This window comes from Nocardia sp. NPDC020380, from assembly GCF_044386975.1.
Classification (GTDB): domain Bacteria; phylum Actinomycetota; class Actinomycetes; order Mycobacteriales; family Mycobacteriaceae; genus Nocardia.
This window is the reverse complement of sequence record NZ_JBIRVQ010000013.1, coordinates 169,676-185,150: the sequence shown is the minus strand read 5'-3', so window position 1 is coordinate 185,150 and position 15,475 is coordinate 169,676. Positions and strand designations below refer to the sequence as shown.

Below are 15,475 nucleotides of genomic sequence, written 5' to 3'. Positions count from 1 at the left end.
AGGGATGACGACGGGAATTGCCCGGGTCTTTCCCACCGCGGGCAATTATCAAGAGGCCCTTCAGCATCCGCGACTGTGCTTCACACACGCCGAGCTCAGGGATTCGGTCCCGGAATTGACCAAACTCCGGCAGCCCCGGGCGATTTCGGGCGCTTTCGCGAGCGTGTTCCCGATGACCCACACCCGGACCGGTCACCGCTACGCCGTCAAATGCTTCACCTCACCGCGCGGCCGCCGCGGCCCACCGAATTGGTGCCGGACCTGCCCCGGGGATTCGACGACGTCATCGCGACGGCCCTGGCCAAGGATCCGGACGACCGCTATCCCGATTGCACGACCTTGGCGGAGGCCGCACTGCTCGCGCTCGACGCACCGCACCGGCCGGCCCGGGTCTCCCCCGCGCGAAGTATCAACTCGGCCGTCACGATTCGCTCGAAACGCGCTCCTGCGGCGCGTTCACCGATCCCCGCACCGGCAACCGGGAGCCGGCCCGGCGAACTCCGGGAGCGAGTGATCGATTTCGTCACGCTCCAGGCCGGATTGCTGTCGATCATCGCCGCGATACTGCTCTCGGCCGGTCTCATGCCCCCGTTCGTGCGGATTCACGAGGCCGACCGGCCCGTGGAGGCGGTGCTACACGACGGCAGTTACTACATCGTGTGCCTGGCGGTCATCGGATGGATCGGCGGCGGTCTCGCCGGAACCCGGGTATTGATCCCGGAACTGCCGCGTGAGATCTGCAGTGCACTGATCCTCGGCTTGGGGTTGACCGGGGTATGGAGTATCGCGGTCCTGCTGCGCCTCAACGGATTGTGGACCGGCGAGAGCGACGCCGCGGCAGGACAGGAGATTCACGGTGCGGCGGGCGAGCAGATGGCCGTCCTCGGTATCGCGGTGCTGATTCTCGCCGGAGTTTTCGCGGGTATCGCGCTATTGCTCGGCGATCCCCCGCCGCTCGCCGCCCGAATTCCGCGCGACGCTTATTCGATTGCTACACTGCTGCTTTCACTGGCGGGCAGTATTACCGTGGCTTCCGCGCGATTACCGTCGGCGGACGCCGGGCATTTCCTCCGCCACGACTACGCCTGGCTGACGATCTGGGCCGCCGTCCTGGCCGCACTCCCGGCCCTCACGTCATTCCTGCTCCCGCTCAGCATCTTCCGTGCGCTCGCCCTGGGCGTGGCGCTCGGCAATCTCGCCATCTGCTTGTTCCTCCATTCCCAGGGCCAATCCCTCGCCAGCGGCGGAGTGGCCATCGGCGCCTCGCTCGGCCTGATAATCGTCAACGCCGTCGCCCTCACCAAGACCCGGCACCGATTCGGATAGTGTTCTCGCCCGGTATTGCACGCGGCGAGGAGAGGCGATGGTTTGAGCACGGTCTGGCAGGCGATCGGTGCTTTTGCCGTGACCAATATCGACGATCTCGTCGTGCTGGCCGTGTTCTTCGGGCAAGCGCCGGGCAATCGGGGTGCGGCCTGGCGGGTGGTCGCTGGGTGTGCGAGCTGGGTGGAATGTCTGGCGCGACCGCCACAACCGGCCCGCCGACGATGATCACGAGCCGACAGCGACGAGGCAAGGGCCCGGGGTGTGGCGAGTCGCGGGAGTCACCTTCGCCAATGGCAGCGACAATATCGGGGTCTATGCCCCACTGCTGGCGGTCGCGACAGCAGGCGCGATGTTCGTCTACACGGCTGTCTTTCTGGTCGGCGTCGCCGTCTGGTGCGCTGCGGGAAAGTATTTCGCCTCGCACCGATTGATCGCGAAGGCCCTCGCCCGATGGGGCCACATCGTATTGCCGGTGGCGCTCATCGCAATCGGGCTGGCCATCCTCTTCGGCGGGTAATCAACTGGGGAATTCGCCAGTCGACGTGAAGTTGACGGGCTGCGATCCTTTCGGCGAGTGACCCTTTCGGTCACATAGGGAGGTAATGGCATGTGGGCGAACGGAATTCGAGTGGCAGCTACCGCCATGTGTTGTGCGGCAATGACAGCGGGCTGCGGTGGATTGTCCCAGGCGGCGTCCGGTACCGGACAGGCCACCAGCGTCACGGATGGGGCCTACCAGCTGATTCAGGAACCCGCGGACGGCTACCAGGCCATCGATGACCTGATCAGTTCGGCGCACACCGCACTGGATATGACGATGTACGAGTTCACCGACGCCACGGCATTGCAAGCCCTCATCGCCGACCAGCAACGGGGAGTTCAGGTCCGGGTCCTGCTCGACCAGGACTTCGCAGGGCGCAAGACGAATCTGGACACGATGAATCAGCTGACGGCCGCCGGAATTGCCGCGAAATGGGCGCCCACCAACGTGATCGTGCATCAGAAGAGCATCGTGGTCGACGGCACCGTAGCCGCGATAGGCACCGGCAATCTGACCAGTCGCTACTACTCGACCAGCCGGGATGCCTGGATCTTCGACTCCTCGGCACCCCAGGTGTCCGCCGTCGAGAGCACCTTCGACGCGGACTTCGACGCCGCCGACAACAACGAACTCGGCTCGGCCACCCAGGCCGATGGACTGATCTGGTCACCGGGCGCCCAGCAACCCATGGTCACCGCCATCGAATCCGCCCAGACCAGTGTGGACTTCACCTCCGAAGAACTGGCCGATCCAGCCATCATCGACGCCCTCGCCGCCGACGCGAGCCGAGGCGTGAACTGCCGCATAGTCATGACCGACAGCGCCTCATGGAAAACCGGATTCACCAAGGTGACCGCCGCAGGCTGCCAGGTCCACGTCTACGCCCCCGACGCCTCCCTCTACATCCACGAGAAGCAAATCCTCACAGACGGCACCGATCTCACCATCGGATCCCAGAACGCCTCCGCCAGCAGCCTGAACCGCAACCGCGAACTGTCCATCCACCTGACCACCGCCACCACCCCGACCATCATCTCGACCGTGTCATCGACCTTCGACCAGGACTTCGACGCCGCCCCGGCCTGGACCGGAAAGTAGTGCCCGGCCTCAGGGTTCGGTGATCGCCGCGCGGACGGCGGGGACTATCTCCTGGGTCCAGAGGCTCACGGTGGTGTCGCTGAGGATGACGCCGGGGCGGTCGAGGTAGATGAGGGCGGAGGCGTCGTATTCGAGTACGGCGGTGGTCAATTCGTCGATCCAATGGCGAGCTCGTGTCCCGGTCGTCAGTGCGGATCCAGTGCGCCTTCGTGGTAGCTCACCGCCGGATTCCACAGGAAGAAGCTGTCGATGTGCTGGGCGGCGGCGGCCTGGATCTGAGCGCGAACCTCGGTGTCGCCGTATGGGAATCCGAGGGTGAAGTCCTGCAGCCACGGCATGATGGCCGCGCCGGAGGGATCGACCTGAGCGTGGAAGTCGGCCAGCGCGCGGAAGATGATGTCGTACGGCTGCGCGTTCGGGTCGGCGACATCGTATTCGCCGGCGTTCCAGTGCGACGGGTAGAGCATGGGGGCGACATAGTCGAGTTCGCCTGCCATGCGCGGGATGTCCTGGGCGATCTCGTCCGGGCGGGTCGCGGCGATACCGAAGACGGCCGCGCCCTGGAACGCGCCCGCCGCCCGCACCGGACCGCGGCTGTCGTGCAGGAAGCCGACCACCGCATCGGCCGGGGACTGCGTCAGACCGGGAAAGACCATGCCGGACAACGGCCCGTCGGGGCGGCGGATGTAGTCGTACATGATGTCGTCGAAGCCCAGCTGCGCCGCCTCGGTGGCCAGATCGATGTTGTAGCGGCGAATATCGGCGCTGGCGAAGTTCGTGAAGGCGATCGCGCCGTAACCGCTGGAATAGGGCGCGCCCGACGGATTCTGGACCACCCAGTCGGGATGACCATTGCGCCAGGCCCATTCGGCCAGCGTGCGGTCACGGAAGGCCACGATCCTGCCGACCACGCGGATACCCATGTCGTGCAGCGTCTTCAAGGCCTCCGGCGCGGAGTAGATGGCGGCCGACGCGCCGGACTGCCGGGCCAGCGGCACCTGCGAGTCGTAGCCGACCACGCCGTCCTCGTCCTTGATATCGAGCTGGACGGTATTGATCCGCCCCTCCCGCGCCATGGTCAGCACATCGTCGCGCATCGGCTCATAGGCCCACGCGTCCGCGGTGACGTGCACGGCCCGGGTGGCAGGCGGGTGCACCGCGATCGCGATGGGCGTGGTCGTCTCACCGGCGCGGTTGGTGGCGACCACCGTCGCCCCCAAAGGCACTCGGGGCAGCGTGATCTCGAACTGCCCGTCCGCGCCCGGCTTGACAGACGTCCCGGCCACGGTGACGGTCGTGGCTCCGGTCGCCTTGCCGCGCAAGGTGATCTGCGCGCGATAGGAGTTCACCGCCGCCACCGGCGCCAATTCCACCACGGGCGGTGTCGCCGCCGAGGCCGGCGCGGTCCGCCCCGACCCGAGGAACCCGAACGGACCGGTGGACGACACCGCCCCCACCACCACTCCAGCCAGCACCACGATCACCACGGCGACGACCAGCAACACCCGCGGGCGCGACCGGCCGACGCGCGAATACCGTTTCAGCAACGCGCACTCCACTTCTCGGCTCGAACGTCACCACTATCCACTGCGCCGCCGGGCGGCACGCCGAGTTCGCGACTTTCGCGCAACTCCCCCACACGAGGGACCTCGATCCCACAGCGGGGTGATGTCCGGGCAGGTGTTCCTCACCTACGCTGCCCGTGATCATCGTTCGGCAGTAGGAGGCAAGGGTGTTCGGCAGACGAGGATTTCTGACCGGCGCGGCGGCGTCGGTGGGCGCGGCCGCCGCCGCGACCGCCGTCGGACCGGCCGCGCGGGCGCGCGCGGATGTGAACCCGGATCAGCCCAATATCCTCGTCGTCATCGTGGACGAGATGCGGGCGCCCATGTGGTTCCCCGATCAGCAGGTGCTGGATCAGGTGCTGCCGAATCTCGCGCGCATCCGGCACGGCAGCGTCTCCTTCGAGCAGCACTACACCGCCGCCAACGACTGCACCGCCTCCCGCGGCGCCCTGGTGACCGGCCTCTACACCCATCAGACCGGCTGCATGGTGGTGTCGGAATCGACACTGTCCCCGAAGTTTCCGACCTGGGGCTCCATGCTGCGCGAGCACGGCTACGAAACTACCTGGTGGGGCAAGTGGCATCTGGGCCACTATCCGGACCGCACCCCGGGCGCACTGGACGCGTACGGATTCGGCGGCGGCACCTACCCGTCGCCGAACGGCGCACCGGGTCAGGGCCTGCAGGCCGACCCGCGCATCGTCGACGATTTCGTCGACTGGTTCGAGCACGACGCCGGCACCGCCCCCTGGTGCACCACCGTCTCGCTGGTGAACCCGCACGATATTCAGTACTGGCCGCGCTGGACCCGCCGCGATCAGGACAACTCCGGCATTCAGCGCTGGGTGGATCAGCTCCCGCCGAACTTCGAGACGCCCGAACAGCTCGCGGCCAAACCGCGACTACAGACCGCGCTCATCCAGGTGTCCATGGCCGCCTTCGGCGTCGCGCCCTACGGCACCGCCGAGGCGCAGGCCGCCTGGATCGATATGCGCAATATGTATCTGTGGCTGCAGCAGCAGGTCGACATCCAGATCGGCCGGGTGCTCGACACCTTGAACCAGCGCCCCGACGTCGCCGCCAACACGGTCATCGTCTTCACCTCGGACCACGGCGATTACGCGGGCTCGCACGGCCTGCACGGCAAGGGCGGCGGCGCCTACGACGAGGCGATCCGGGTGCCGTTCTACGTACACGACCCGCGCGGACGGCTCAGCCCCACCGACTCCACCAGCGTGCGAAAGCAACTCACCTCCAGCGTCGACCTGACGCCGCTGCTGCTCACCATCGGCACCGGCGGCAACGACTGGCGTTCGGTCGACCGGTATCAGCATCTGCAGGGCCGACTCGATATGGCCGCCCTGTGCCGCAATGCCACCGAGCCGGGCCGCCCGTTCATCGCGCACTCCACCGATGAGGCGACCATCGAGGAAGCCGCGATCCTGTTCGACCACAACGCGCCCGGCCATGTCGCCATGGTGCGCACCGCGGACGCCAAGTTCGCCTCGTACTCCACCTGGGTGGACGGGCAGATCCGCATCGACGGCGGCGCCGAGCAGGAGTTCGAGCTCTACGACTACTCGACCGGCAACGGCCGCCTGGAACTGGACAATCAGGCCGCCACCGGAAACCCGTTGCGCGGCAGCATGGAAGGACTGCTGAACCAGGCCATCCAGTCCGAACTGCAGCAGCCGCTGCCCGGCTATCTGAAGGACGCGCAGGAACAGGGCTACGACGACTACTTCCAGTCCCAGCGCAGCCTCGCCACCAAGGCCGAACGACTCGGCGACTTCCTCAGCGACTTCGTGCCCAAGTGAACCGGGCAATCCGGCCGAACCCTGACCCGACCCTGATTGCGCATCCCCCGCAGGTGGGATCCCATCCCGCCGCGCATTCGGTAGCTTCGGAAAGGTGCAGCTGCCGTTGACCGTTCGCATACGAGGCTTATGCCTGGTGGTGGGCGTCATCGGCCTGCTGCTGTCGGGCCTGGCGCTGGTGAACCCGCCCCAGGCGCGCGCGGACGGCATGGCGACCGGCGGCGATCTCATGGTCGCGCAGTCCCTGGGCGACCGGGAGCTGACGGTCATCGTGCGCCGCGCACAACCGGTCCCCGGACCACTGCGGGTCGATATCGTCACCCACACCGGTTCGCCGGCAGGCACACTCACGCTCACCGCCACCCCCACTGATCAGGGCGGGGCGACCTCCACGACCACGGTCCGGCTCGGTGACCGGGCCGGGCCGTACACCGGCACGCTGCAGGTCGATCACGCCGGACCGTGGGAGCTCGCGGTGGCGGACGGGCAGCACACCGGCCGAATTCCCTTCCTGGTGGCGGCGCAGGTCGTCACGCCTTGGGAACGCGCGGCGTACGGCGGGTTCTTCGCTTCCGGCGCACTGTTGCTCGTGTCGGTGGGTACCGCGCTCATCTCCAAACGCGGCTGGGCGACACTGATTCCGGTCGGGGCGCTCATTGCCGCGCTGACCGTCGGGGTGACCGGTGCGGTGCTGTCCTCGCGCGCGCCGCAGCCGCGCCCGGCGGGCAGCCTGCTCGATCCCACCTCCGGCAATATCGGCAATCCGTTCCCGGAACGGGACCTGCCGCTGACCACGAATTACTCACGCCCGCCGGTGAATCTGACCGTTCGCACCGACGGTCCGGCCGTGACGGGGCACGCGCTCGGCGTGCTGCTGTCCCTGACCGATTCGGCGACCGGACGTCCCGTCGACGATCTGCTGGTCACCGATGACGCGCTGGTGCATCTGATGGTGGTCGGGCCGTCCGGGCAGTTCTGGCATCGGCATCCGGTACGCACCGCGCCCGGCGTGTATCAGGTGCAGCTCGATGTCACCGAGCCCGGTGACTACGCGGTCGCCGCCGAGCTCTCGCGGCGCGGCGGCGGCGTACAGCTGGTGCGATCGGTGCTGCACGTGACCGGGCCGGCCCTGCCCGCCGAAACAGGCTCCGGCGCAACCACACCCGAGTTCGACACCACCGAGATGATCGCCGGGCAACCGGGCACGCTCACCGTGAAGTTCGGCGGCCCGGCCGATCTGCAACCGTGGCTGGGCATGCTCGGTCACCTCATCGCCGTCGGCCCGCTGCCCGACAATCTGCCCGCGGGGACGGCGGCCACGGCGGCGCCGGTGTGGGCGCATGCGCACGCCATGACGCCCATGCCCGCCGTCGGGGCGCAGACACCGGACGAGACGGTCGCGGCCTACGGCCCGGATGTCCCGTTCACCTTCACATTTCCGCTGCCCGGCCGTTATCTGGTGTGGGCGCAGGCGGAACGCGGCTATACCGTCCTGACCGTGCCGCACACGGTCCAGGTGGCAGGGGAGGATCCGAAATGACCGTGCGCCGGGGACTGCTCGCGGCCGCCGTGCTGATCGTCGTCGCGCTGGCGGCGTGGTGGCTGTGGCCGGGCGGCAGCGCGAAATCGGTGCAGCGCATGGCGGCCGGGCCCTACCTGGTCCATCTGACCGTGGGCGACGGCTCGCCGAAGACCGGCGACAATACGGTCGAGCTCGAAATCACCGACCAGCAGGGCGATCCCGCCACGCCCGCCAAGGTCTCGGTGGAACCCGCCATGCCCCAGATGGGTCATGCGGTCCCACCCGCCACCGCCGCGGTCGTGACACCCGGCCACTACCGCGCCACCGTGAACCTGCCCATGCCGGGACAGTGGGAGATCGCCGTGCAGCTCTCGGGACCGGCGGGTTCCGGCACGGCCACCTTCTCCACGCAAGCGTACTGAAACGCCAAGCAAGCCAACCGAAACGCAGCATCGTTCCTCAGGAGCAGCTCATGGACCTCACCGCCCACGGCGGCCGGCTCTCGGCGGGCGCCGGCGACCGCAGCGCCACCGCGGCCACCCCGCTCACCATCCGGCCCTGGCTACCCGCGTCGATCCTCCTCATCGCCAGCCTGACCTGGGCCGTCGGCGCCACCTGGGACATCCAGTGGCACTCCGATGTCGGCCCGGACACCTTCTTCACCCTGCCGCACCTGTTCATCTACGCCAGTGCGGCGATCTCCGGATTCACCAGTCTCGCGGTCATTCTGGCCACCACGGCCGCCGGGCGCGCGGGCCGGCCGGTGGACGGGGAACTCGGCGGACCCGGTATCGGCGTGTTCCGCCGGACCTTCACCGCGCCACTGGGTTACATGGTCGCCTCGCTGGGTGCGGCCTCGTTCCTGCTGTACGGACTCTGGGATCTGTGGTGGCACAGCCTGTACGGCTTCGACGCCATCATCGATTCCCCGCCGCACATCGGATTGTTCCTGTCCAGCACGGTGACCGCGGTGGGCACGATCATCGTGTTCGCCTCGGCGCGCGGGCAGCGCTGGGGGCAGATCGGTGCGCTGGTGTCCCTCGGCCTGCTGCTGACCTCGAGCACCATCACCGCGCTCGCCGTGCAGCGGCTCAGCGCCGGCAACGTGCGCTGGACGGTCGCGGTCACCGCGTTCATGGTGGTGCTGCTGATGGCCGTGGGCGCCGCGCAACGCCGCGGCGGGGCGACCGCCGTGGCGATCACCGCCTCCGCCGTGCAGGGTGTGTTCTGGTGGTTCGCGCCGTGGTCGGCGCGCGCCTACGCCGATTTCGTGGGATTGCCCATGCGCGAACACATCCGGGGCATTCCGGCCACGCCGGCGCTGATCCCGTTCTGCCTGATCCCGGTGGGCATCGTGATCGATCTGCTGGTGCGGCGGACCGCCGCGACGGCCCGGCTGCTCCCGGCGCTGGTTGGCGGGCTGGGCGGTGCGATCATCGCGGCCTTCCATCCCGTGCAGGACATCATCATCTACGACGCCCATATTTCGCGGGCGGCGGTCATCATCGCCACCACCATCGCGGGCGCGGCGCTGGGTACGCTCGGCGGATTCCTGGGCTGGCGTTTCGGGCAGCTGCTGCGCCTGACCGCCCCGGCCGCGGAGGTGACCGCGTGAAACGCGTATTCGCCACTGTCGCAACGCTGATCGCCTTCCTGGTGCTGACCGCGGCGGCCACCGGTACGGCCGCCGCCTATCAGCCCGTCGATATCGTGCATACCGAACATGTGCAGGCGGGCCCGTACAACCTGACCCTCGGGTTCAGCCAATGGCCTTTGCGCGCAATGCAATCGCTGGACTTCACCTTCATTCCCGACGGTGGCATCGGCGACAAGTCCGGCACCCTGACCGAGGTGCAGCCCAACGGTCAGATCCGCCATGAGGAACCCCTGTCCCGGCATCCGCGCAAGCGTGATGTCTGGGGCCTGGATGTGCGGTCCCTGGACAAGCAGGGCGATTGGATCTTCCGCTTCGCCATCGACGGTCCCCTGGGTCACGGCGAGGGTCAGCTGACGAACCTCACGGTCCTGAAGCAACCCGGTCCCCCACTCGGCCTGAGCTGGGCCATCAGCACCCTGCCGCTGCTCGGCCTCATCGCCTTCCTGACTTACGTCTGGCGGCGCATGAAACGCGCGCGGATCAGCATGTAACTGGATTGTTGCACCGTGCTCGACTACCCTCGGCGCAGGCGAACGCACCGACCGAGCCGAGGATGATGCACGATGAGGCAAGCGTTCGACGCTTGGAAACGAACGATCACCCGCGGGGCCAGCACCCGCGCGATTGCCGAGCGCCTCGACAGCAACGGTCCGCGGATCAAGCGTCACCTGGAGGAATCCGATCCGCCGGTCGCCGATACGGTCATCGAACTGGCCCGCGCCTACGGCGCCAATCCGGTCGAGGGCCTCATCGCCGCCGGGCTGCTCACCCGTAGCGACGTCGACCACGCGGCCACCCGGGACGCGCTGTCCGATGTGCCCATGCTGCAACTGCTCGAGGAGGCCGTCACCCGGGAACGCCGCGCCGTGGAACGCCGGGCGCCCGAACCGGAACACCACGCCGAACTCGACGAGCAGCGCAGCCGCCGGCTCAAACGACGCAGGATCGGAGAGGGGTTGCTGTGACGGTGCCGGTGCTGCCGACGGTGACGGGCGTGGCCGGCGCGGTCGCGGTACTGCTGCGGCTGAGCCTGTGGCGCAGCCATCCCGGCTCCCGGCCGCTGACGGTGGCCTTGGCACTGCTCATGCTGGCCGCGGTGCTCACCCAGCCGGCCATCATCTCCGACGACTGGGTGGACCAGGCGACGCCGGAGAGCGTGCGACTGGCCAATGTCAGCAATCTGATCGGCGATCTGGTGGCCGTGGCCGCGGCCTGCTGCCTGGTGCTCACCGTCGGACATGCCTGGGGACAGCGGCGGCTGATGCGTTGGACGGGTCGGTCTTTCGCCGCGACGAGCGTGCTGCTGCTGGTGTTGTATGCCGTGTCCGAGGCGCACGTGACGCCGACCATGTACATCGGCAACCTCGGCGGGCTGGCCAGCGTCTACATCTACGTCACCGCCGCGGCACTGCTGGTGGCCAATCTCGCGGTGCTGGGATCGCTGATCTACGCCTTCCCGCATTCCACCGATCGGACCCGGATCTCCCTGCTGCCCATGGCGATCGGCGCGATCGTCGGCACCGCGCTCATCGTGCTGCTGGTGGTGGACGGCCTGTGGCCCAATCGATTCGGCGGCTGGTACGTCGAGTGGTCCTGGCGCATTGCCGCGGTCATGGTGCTGGCCTACGCCGTGTCCGGGATCCTCGGCTACCTGCAATTGCGTGGCGGGCCGTCAGGGCGCGACCGCGAGCAGGACGAACGCGGAGAACAACACCAGGTGCACGGCGCCCTGCAATAGGGTCGCGCGGCCCGGCACCACGGTGAGCACCCCGACCACCACGGTCAGCGCCAGCAACACCATCTCGGTCGGGCCCAATCCCAGCAGCAGTACGAACAACGGCAGATCGGCGAGCAGGGACAGATGCCGCCCCCACACCGCAGCCAAGACGACTGTCCCAGCGACCGGCAGTACCCCGGTCCAGCGAATTCTATTGAGCAGCAGCAAGTTTTCAGGTCACCGTTCGTTCGGGTCGCCAGGTGGCGACGGCCCAGATCACGACCACGTTCAAGGCGATCACCAGCACCGCCCAGGCGGTTCCGTACGGGCTTTCACAGCGCGTGCACCCTGGGCCGAATCGGTCATGGTCATTCCTTCCGCGATCCCCCGGCAACTACTTCGAATGTACGGTGATACCGTAACGTTTACAAAGCAGACCGAATCGTCTGCATTACATGCGTGGACATAACATCCGGCTGATTGCCTGGTCAGAACCCAATTCAGATCCGCAGAGTGATCGCAGACACGTGAACGAATACGAAACACAAAGGAAGTGGGACAGATGGTGAACGTTTTCCTGGTCGACGATCGCGAGATCGTGCGCCGCGGTGTCCGTGAACTCGTCGACGCCGAGACCGATCTCGCGGTGGTCGGCGAGGCCGGCAGCTGCGCGCAGGCGCGGGCCCGGATTCCCGCACTGCGCCCGGATATCGCGGTACTCGATATCCGGCTACCGGACGGGGACGGCATCGCACTGTGCCGGGATCTGCTGGTCTCGCGACCCGGCATGAAGTGCCTGATCCTCACCTCCTTCGCCGATGAGCAGGCCATGCTGGCGGCCGTCCTGGCCGGAGCGGGCGGCTTTGTGCCGGAAGACATTCGGGGACCCGAGCTGGTCGGCGCCATCCGCGATGTCGGCGCGGGCCGGATGCTGCTGGATCAGCGCGCCTCGGCCGCGGTGCTGGCCCGGCTCCGCACGCCGGCCGCCGCGGCCGGGGATCCACTGGAGGCACTCACCGCCCGGGAAAGGATGCTGCTGGCCCACATTCGCGACGGACTCACCAACCGGGAAATCGCGGCACGCGTTTTCTTATCGGAGAAGACCGTCAAGAACTACGTGTCCCGGCTACTTGCCAAACTCGAAGTGGAACGGCGAACACAGGCCGCCGTCCTTGCCGCTCAGCTCGAACTGCCGGCCTGCGATCCCGCGTGAATAGTGGGTGATGCATTCGTAATCGCCGCCGCCGAAAGAAACCGTGCGCATTCCTGCCCTCGCATTCCCGAAATTCGATCTCCGGGACTCTCCGTACCGGCGTATGCCGGGCCGTTATGCAGCAATCTCACCGGTTGCTCGCGGTCGGCTGCCAGACCGAGGTGTCGTAATCGACCTGAGCAGTCTGCCCCGGACGCCGGGGTGATCCGGTCGCGCAATGGGGCACGATCGGGTCGGATGCCCGGTGAGTGGCCGGCGCCGGAAGTCCCCCCGGCGCCGGCTGCGCGGGCCGGGCCAGCGGCGACTGGCAAGCTGGGCGGGGTGTGGAAATACGCGATACTGGCCGGCGCGCTGGCGGTGGTCACCGGATGGCTACCCGCCGGCGCCGCCTACGAGGTCGGCGTCACCCGGGCGCTGCCCATCCTCGGCTTCCTGGTCGCGATCACGGTGCTGGCCGAATTGGCCGATATCGCAGGTGTCTTCGATGCGGCCGCGGACCGCTGCGCCCGGCTGGCCCGCGGTTCGACGGCCGCGCTGTTCGCGCTGGTGGCCGTGCTGGCCACGGCGACCACCATCGGCATGAGCCTGGACACCACGGCGGTGCTGCTCACGCCGGTCGTGCTGGCGCTGACCGCGCGGCTGGGCCTGGCCCCGCTGCCCTTCGCGCTACTGGTGATCTGGCTGGCCAATACCGCGAGCCTGTTGCTGCCGATCTCGAATCTCACGAATCTGCTTGCGCTGCAGCACAGCCGGATGTCGACGGTGGAGTTCGCGGGCCGGATGGCGTTGCCCGAATTGGTGGCGGTCACCGTGACGGTGGTCTTTCTGGCAATCCTGTTCCGCCGCAAACTGATCGGTCGCTACGAAGTGCCCGAGACCACGCCGCCCGCCGATCGGATCGCCTTCGGCAGCTGCGTGGCGGCCTGCCTGGGCTTCGTCGTGGCCGTCACCGCCGGTGTGCCGCCGTGGCTCGCCGCGACCCTCGCCGCGCTGGTCGCACTGACCGTTTTCGCGGTGCGCGGCCGGAAACACCTGCGCTGGTCGCTGTTTCCGTGGCGTCTGGTCCTCATGACCGAGGGCCTGTTCCTGCTGGTGGCCGCCCTGGTCCAGCACGGCCTCGGTAGCCTGCTGACCCGCTGGGCGGATCATTCCGCCCTGCTGACCACCCTGCTCGCCGCGGGTGCGGGCAACCTGGTCAACAATCTGCCCGCCTATCTCGCCATGGAGACCTCGGTCCCCGCCGGGTCCAGCCACGGCCTGTTCGAGATCCTGCTGGGCACCAATATCGGCCCGCTGGTGACGATGTGGGGTTCGCTGGCCACGCTGTTGTGGGCCGATCGCTGCCGCGCCCGCGGTGTGCGGGTGCGGCCCGCGACCTTCGCGGCCATCGGCCTGGCCGGTATGCCGCTGGTACTGCTCGGCGCGTGGGCCGCACTCCAGGTGTGACACACGCGCCGAAAGCGATTACCGGACAGCCGTTCTACTCGGCCGGCGCGGACTTCTCCGGGACGGTCACCACGTGGTTGGTGGTCCCGGGAGCGGTCACCTCGGGGCCGATTGCCCCGGGGGTAGCCCCCTTACCACTGCGCCAGTGGTTGAACAGCAGGTTCAGCACGAACACCACGATCACCGCGGAGGTGATCGGGCTGCTGGCGATCATCTGGAAATCGGTCGGGAACTTGGTGTAGAAGCTCGGCGCGACCGCCGGCAGCAGGGCCACCGACAGCGTGACCGCGATGATCAGCATATTGCTGGTGCCCTCGAACTGGACCTTGTGCAGCACGCGCAGGCCGACCGCGGTCACCATGGCGAACATGACGGTCGCCGCACCGCCGACCACCGGACCGGGCAGCGCCGCAACCACATTGCCGACCTTGGGCACCAGGCCCAGCACCACCAGGAAGCCACCGCAGACCGCGACCACCCACCGGCTGCGCACCCCGGTCAATCCGACCAGGCCCACGTTCTCCGCGAACGCGGTGTCGGGGAACGAGTTCATGAAACCGGCCAGCACGGCGGACAGGCCGTCCGCGGCCAGACCACGTGCCAGATCGGCGGGTTCGAGCTGCTTGTCGACCATTTCGGCGACGGCGACCATATCGGCGGTGGATTCGGTGAAGGTCACCAGCATGACCACGCACATGGAGATGATCGCGGCCAGATGGAACTGCGGGGCGCCGAAGTGGAACGGCTGCGAGATGCCGAACCAGCTCGCCTTGCCCACCCCGGACATGTCGACCAGGTGCATGGGCCACGCGACCAGCGTGCCGACCGCGACGCTGATCAGGACCGCGAGCTGGCTGACCAGTCCGCGCCCGAATTTGGTGACCACCACGATCAGCAGGATCACCAGCCCGGCCAGCGCGATATGCGAGATCTGGCCGTAGTCGGCCGCTTTCGGGTCGTCGCCGGCGATCAGCCCGGCATCGGCGCCGATCAGCGACAACCCGATCACACAGATGACGCAGCCCGACACCAGCGGCGGGAAGAACCGCGCGACCTTGGCGAAGAACCGCGCGATCAGCAGGCCGAACACACCCGACACCAGGATGGCGCCGTACACGGTGGGCAGGCCGGCCTCACCCCCGCCGAACTGTTCGGCGATCAGGATCATCGGCGAGACCACGGTGAAGGTCGCGCCGGCGACCACCGGTAGTCGCACACCCAGGATCCGGCCGATGCCGATGGACTGGATGAGCGTGACGATGCCCGAGACCAGCAGGTCGGCGTTCACCAGCAGGCCGATGGTGTGCGTGGGTAGTTTCAGCGCACCGCCGACGAGCAGCGGCACGGCGACCGCGCCGGCATACATGATCGCGAGGTGCTGCAGGCCCAGCAGCACCAACCGTGGCGGGGGTGGAACTTCATCGACTGGGTGCCGAGCGACGCCGGGATCGGAAGTACGGGAGGGGCGCGAAAATCGCATTTGCATGGCATGTCTCCTGGACAAGCAGAAATACGGCCGAAACCACCGGGGGGCGACATCGAAATGCCATGAGCCGACGTCCGGTTGACCGCA

The 15,475-nt window shown here is 67.8% G+C and carries 16 protein-coding genes and 1 pseudogene; 13 read left to right on the top strand and 4 right to left on the bottom strand.

Translation table 11 applies throughout. The annotated features are described in order from the left end of the window. Positions 1-210 precede the first annotated feature (210 nt). The 4 genes from ACH438_RS33045 (at position 211) to ACH438_RS33030 (ending at position 2,965) form a co-directional block, all read left to right on the top strand. The gene (locus ACH438_RS33045) at positions 211-1,326 is read left to right on the top strand and encodes a hypothetical protein (RefSeq protein ID WP_397012426.1); all 1,116 of its coding nucleotides are present in this window, start codon (positions 211-213) and stop codon (positions 1,324-1,326) included. A gap of 42 nt (positions 1,327-1,368) precedes the next feature. Then, positions 1,369-1,551, top strand: coding sequence for a hypothetical protein (locus tag ACH438_RS33040; RefSeq protein WP_397012424.1), 183 nt, complete (start codon positions 1,369-1,371; stop codon positions 1,549-1,551). A 34-nt stretch (positions 1,552-1,585) separates the two neighbouring features. Then, positions 1,586-1,843, top strand: a complete 258-nt coding sequence (locus tag ACH438_RS33035; protein WP_397012422.1) for a cadmium resistance transporter — start codon at positions 1,586-1,588, stop codon at positions 1,841-1,843. Positions 1,844-1,984: 141 nt separating this feature from the next. After that, the gene (locus ACH438_RS33030) at positions 1,985-2,965 is read left to right on the top strand and encodes a phosphatidylserine/phosphatidylglycerophosphate/cardiolipin synthase family protein (RefSeq protein ID WP_397012420.1); all 981 of its coding nucleotides are present in this window, start codon (positions 1,985-1,987) and stop codon (positions 2,963-2,965) included. Positions 2,966-2,974: 9 nt separating this feature from the next. On the opposite strand, the gene ACH438_RS33025 is transcribed toward ACH438_RS33030, so the two are convergent. Together ACH438_RS33025 and ACH438_RS33020 are read right to left on the bottom strand one after the other, a co-directional pair. Further along, positions 2,975-3,115, bottom strand: a complete 141-nt coding sequence (locus tag ACH438_RS33025) for a hypothetical protein (RefSeq protein ID WP_397012418.1) — start codon at positions 3,113-3,115, stop codon at positions 2,975-2,977. Positions 3,116-3,150: 35 nt separating this feature from the next. After that, positions 3,151-4,512 carry a putative glycoside hydrolase gene (locus ACH438_RS33020; RefSeq protein ID WP_397012416.1) on the bottom strand — a complete coding sequence of 454 codons (1,362 nt, stop codon included), beginning with the start codon at positions 4,510-4,512 and terminating at the stop codon, positions 3,151-3,153. A 185-nt stretch (positions 4,513-4,697) separates the two neighbouring features. Between ACH438_RS33020 and ACH438_RS33015 the strand changes: the two genes are divergently transcribed. The 7 genes from ACH438_RS33015 to ACH438_RS32985 all read left to right on the top strand — a co-directional run bounded on the left by ACH438_RS33015 (position 4,698) and on the right by ACH438_RS32985 (position 11,264). Next, the gene (locus ACH438_RS33015; RefSeq protein ID WP_397012414.1) at positions 4,698-6,347 is read left to right on the top strand and encodes a sulfatase-like hydrolase/transferase; all 1,650 of its coding nucleotides are present in this window, start codon (positions 4,698-4,700) and stop codon (positions 6,345-6,347) included. 106 nt (positions 6,348-6,453) lie between these two features. Beyond that, positions 6,454-7,887 carry a hypothetical protein gene (locus ACH438_RS33010; protein WP_397012412.1) on the top strand — a complete coding sequence of 478 codons (1,434 nt, stop codon included), beginning with the start codon at positions 6,454-6,456 and terminating at the stop codon, positions 7,885-7,887. Further along, positions 7,884-8,291 carry a FixH family protein gene (locus ACH438_RS33005; RefSeq protein WP_397012410.1) on the top strand — a complete coding sequence of 136 codons (408 nt, stop codon included), beginning with the start codon at positions 7,884-7,886 and terminating at the stop codon, positions 8,289-8,291. Before ACH438_RS33010 ends, ACH438_RS33005 begins: the two co-directional genes overlap by 4 nt. Positions 8,292-8,341: 50 nt before the next feature. Next, positions 8,342-9,484 (top strand): hypothetical protein, encoded by a 1,143-nt coding sequence (locus ACH438_RS33000; protein ID WP_397012408.1) that lies wholly within the window; start codon positions 8,342-8,344, stop codon positions 9,482-9,484. Between the two features lie 29 nt (positions 9,485-9,513). Next, on the top strand, positions 9,514-10,017 hold the full coding sequence (locus tag ACH438_RS32995; RefSeq protein WP_397012708.1) for a hypothetical protein: 504 nt from the start codon (positions 9,514-9,516) through the stop codon (positions 10,015-10,017). Between the two features lie 72 nt (positions 10,018-10,089). Beyond that, a complete protein-coding gene (locus ACH438_RS32990; RefSeq protein ID WP_397012406.1) occupies positions 10,090-10,491 on the top strand; it encodes a hypothetical protein in 402 nt (133 codons plus the stop codon). Beyond that, positions 10,488-11,264, top strand: a complete 777-nt coding sequence (locus ACH438_RS32985) for a hypothetical protein (RefSeq protein WP_397012404.1) — start codon at positions 10,488-10,490, stop codon at positions 11,262-11,264. The genes ACH438_RS32990 and ACH438_RS32985 overlap by 4 nt, the downstream gene beginning before the upstream one ends. Here ACH438_RS32985 and ACH438_RS32980 read toward each other — a convergent pair. Then, positions 11,199-11,354: pseudogene (locus ACH438_RS32980) on the bottom strand (ionic transporter y4hA); the annotation flags it as partial. The gene ACH438_RS32985 and the pseudogene ACH438_RS32980 sit on opposite strands and share 66 nt — an antisense overlap. 451 nt (positions 11,355-11,805) lie before the next feature. Between ACH438_RS32980 and ACH438_RS32975 the strand changes: the two are divergent. Beyond that, entirely contained in the window at positions 11,806-12,456 is a 651-nt protein-coding gene (locus ACH438_RS32975) for a response regulator (RefSeq protein ID WP_397012402.1), read from the top strand. A 321-nt stretch (positions 12,457-12,777) separates the two neighbouring features. Continuing rightward, a complete protein-coding gene (locus tag ACH438_RS32970; RefSeq protein ID WP_397012400.1) occupies positions 12,778-13,902 on the top strand; it encodes an SLC13 family permease in 1,125 nt (374 codons plus the stop codon). A gap of 34 nt (positions 13,903-13,936) precedes the next feature. On the opposite strand, the gene ACH438_RS32965 is transcribed toward ACH438_RS32970, so the two are convergent. Continuing rightward, positions 13,937-15,301: a nucleobase:cation symporter-2 family protein gene (locus tag ACH438_RS32965; RefSeq protein WP_397012397.1), complete on the bottom strand. Its 1,365-nt coding sequence runs from the start codon at positions 15,299-15,301 to the stop codon at positions 13,937-13,939. Positions 15,302-15,475: the final 174 nt, after the last annotated feature.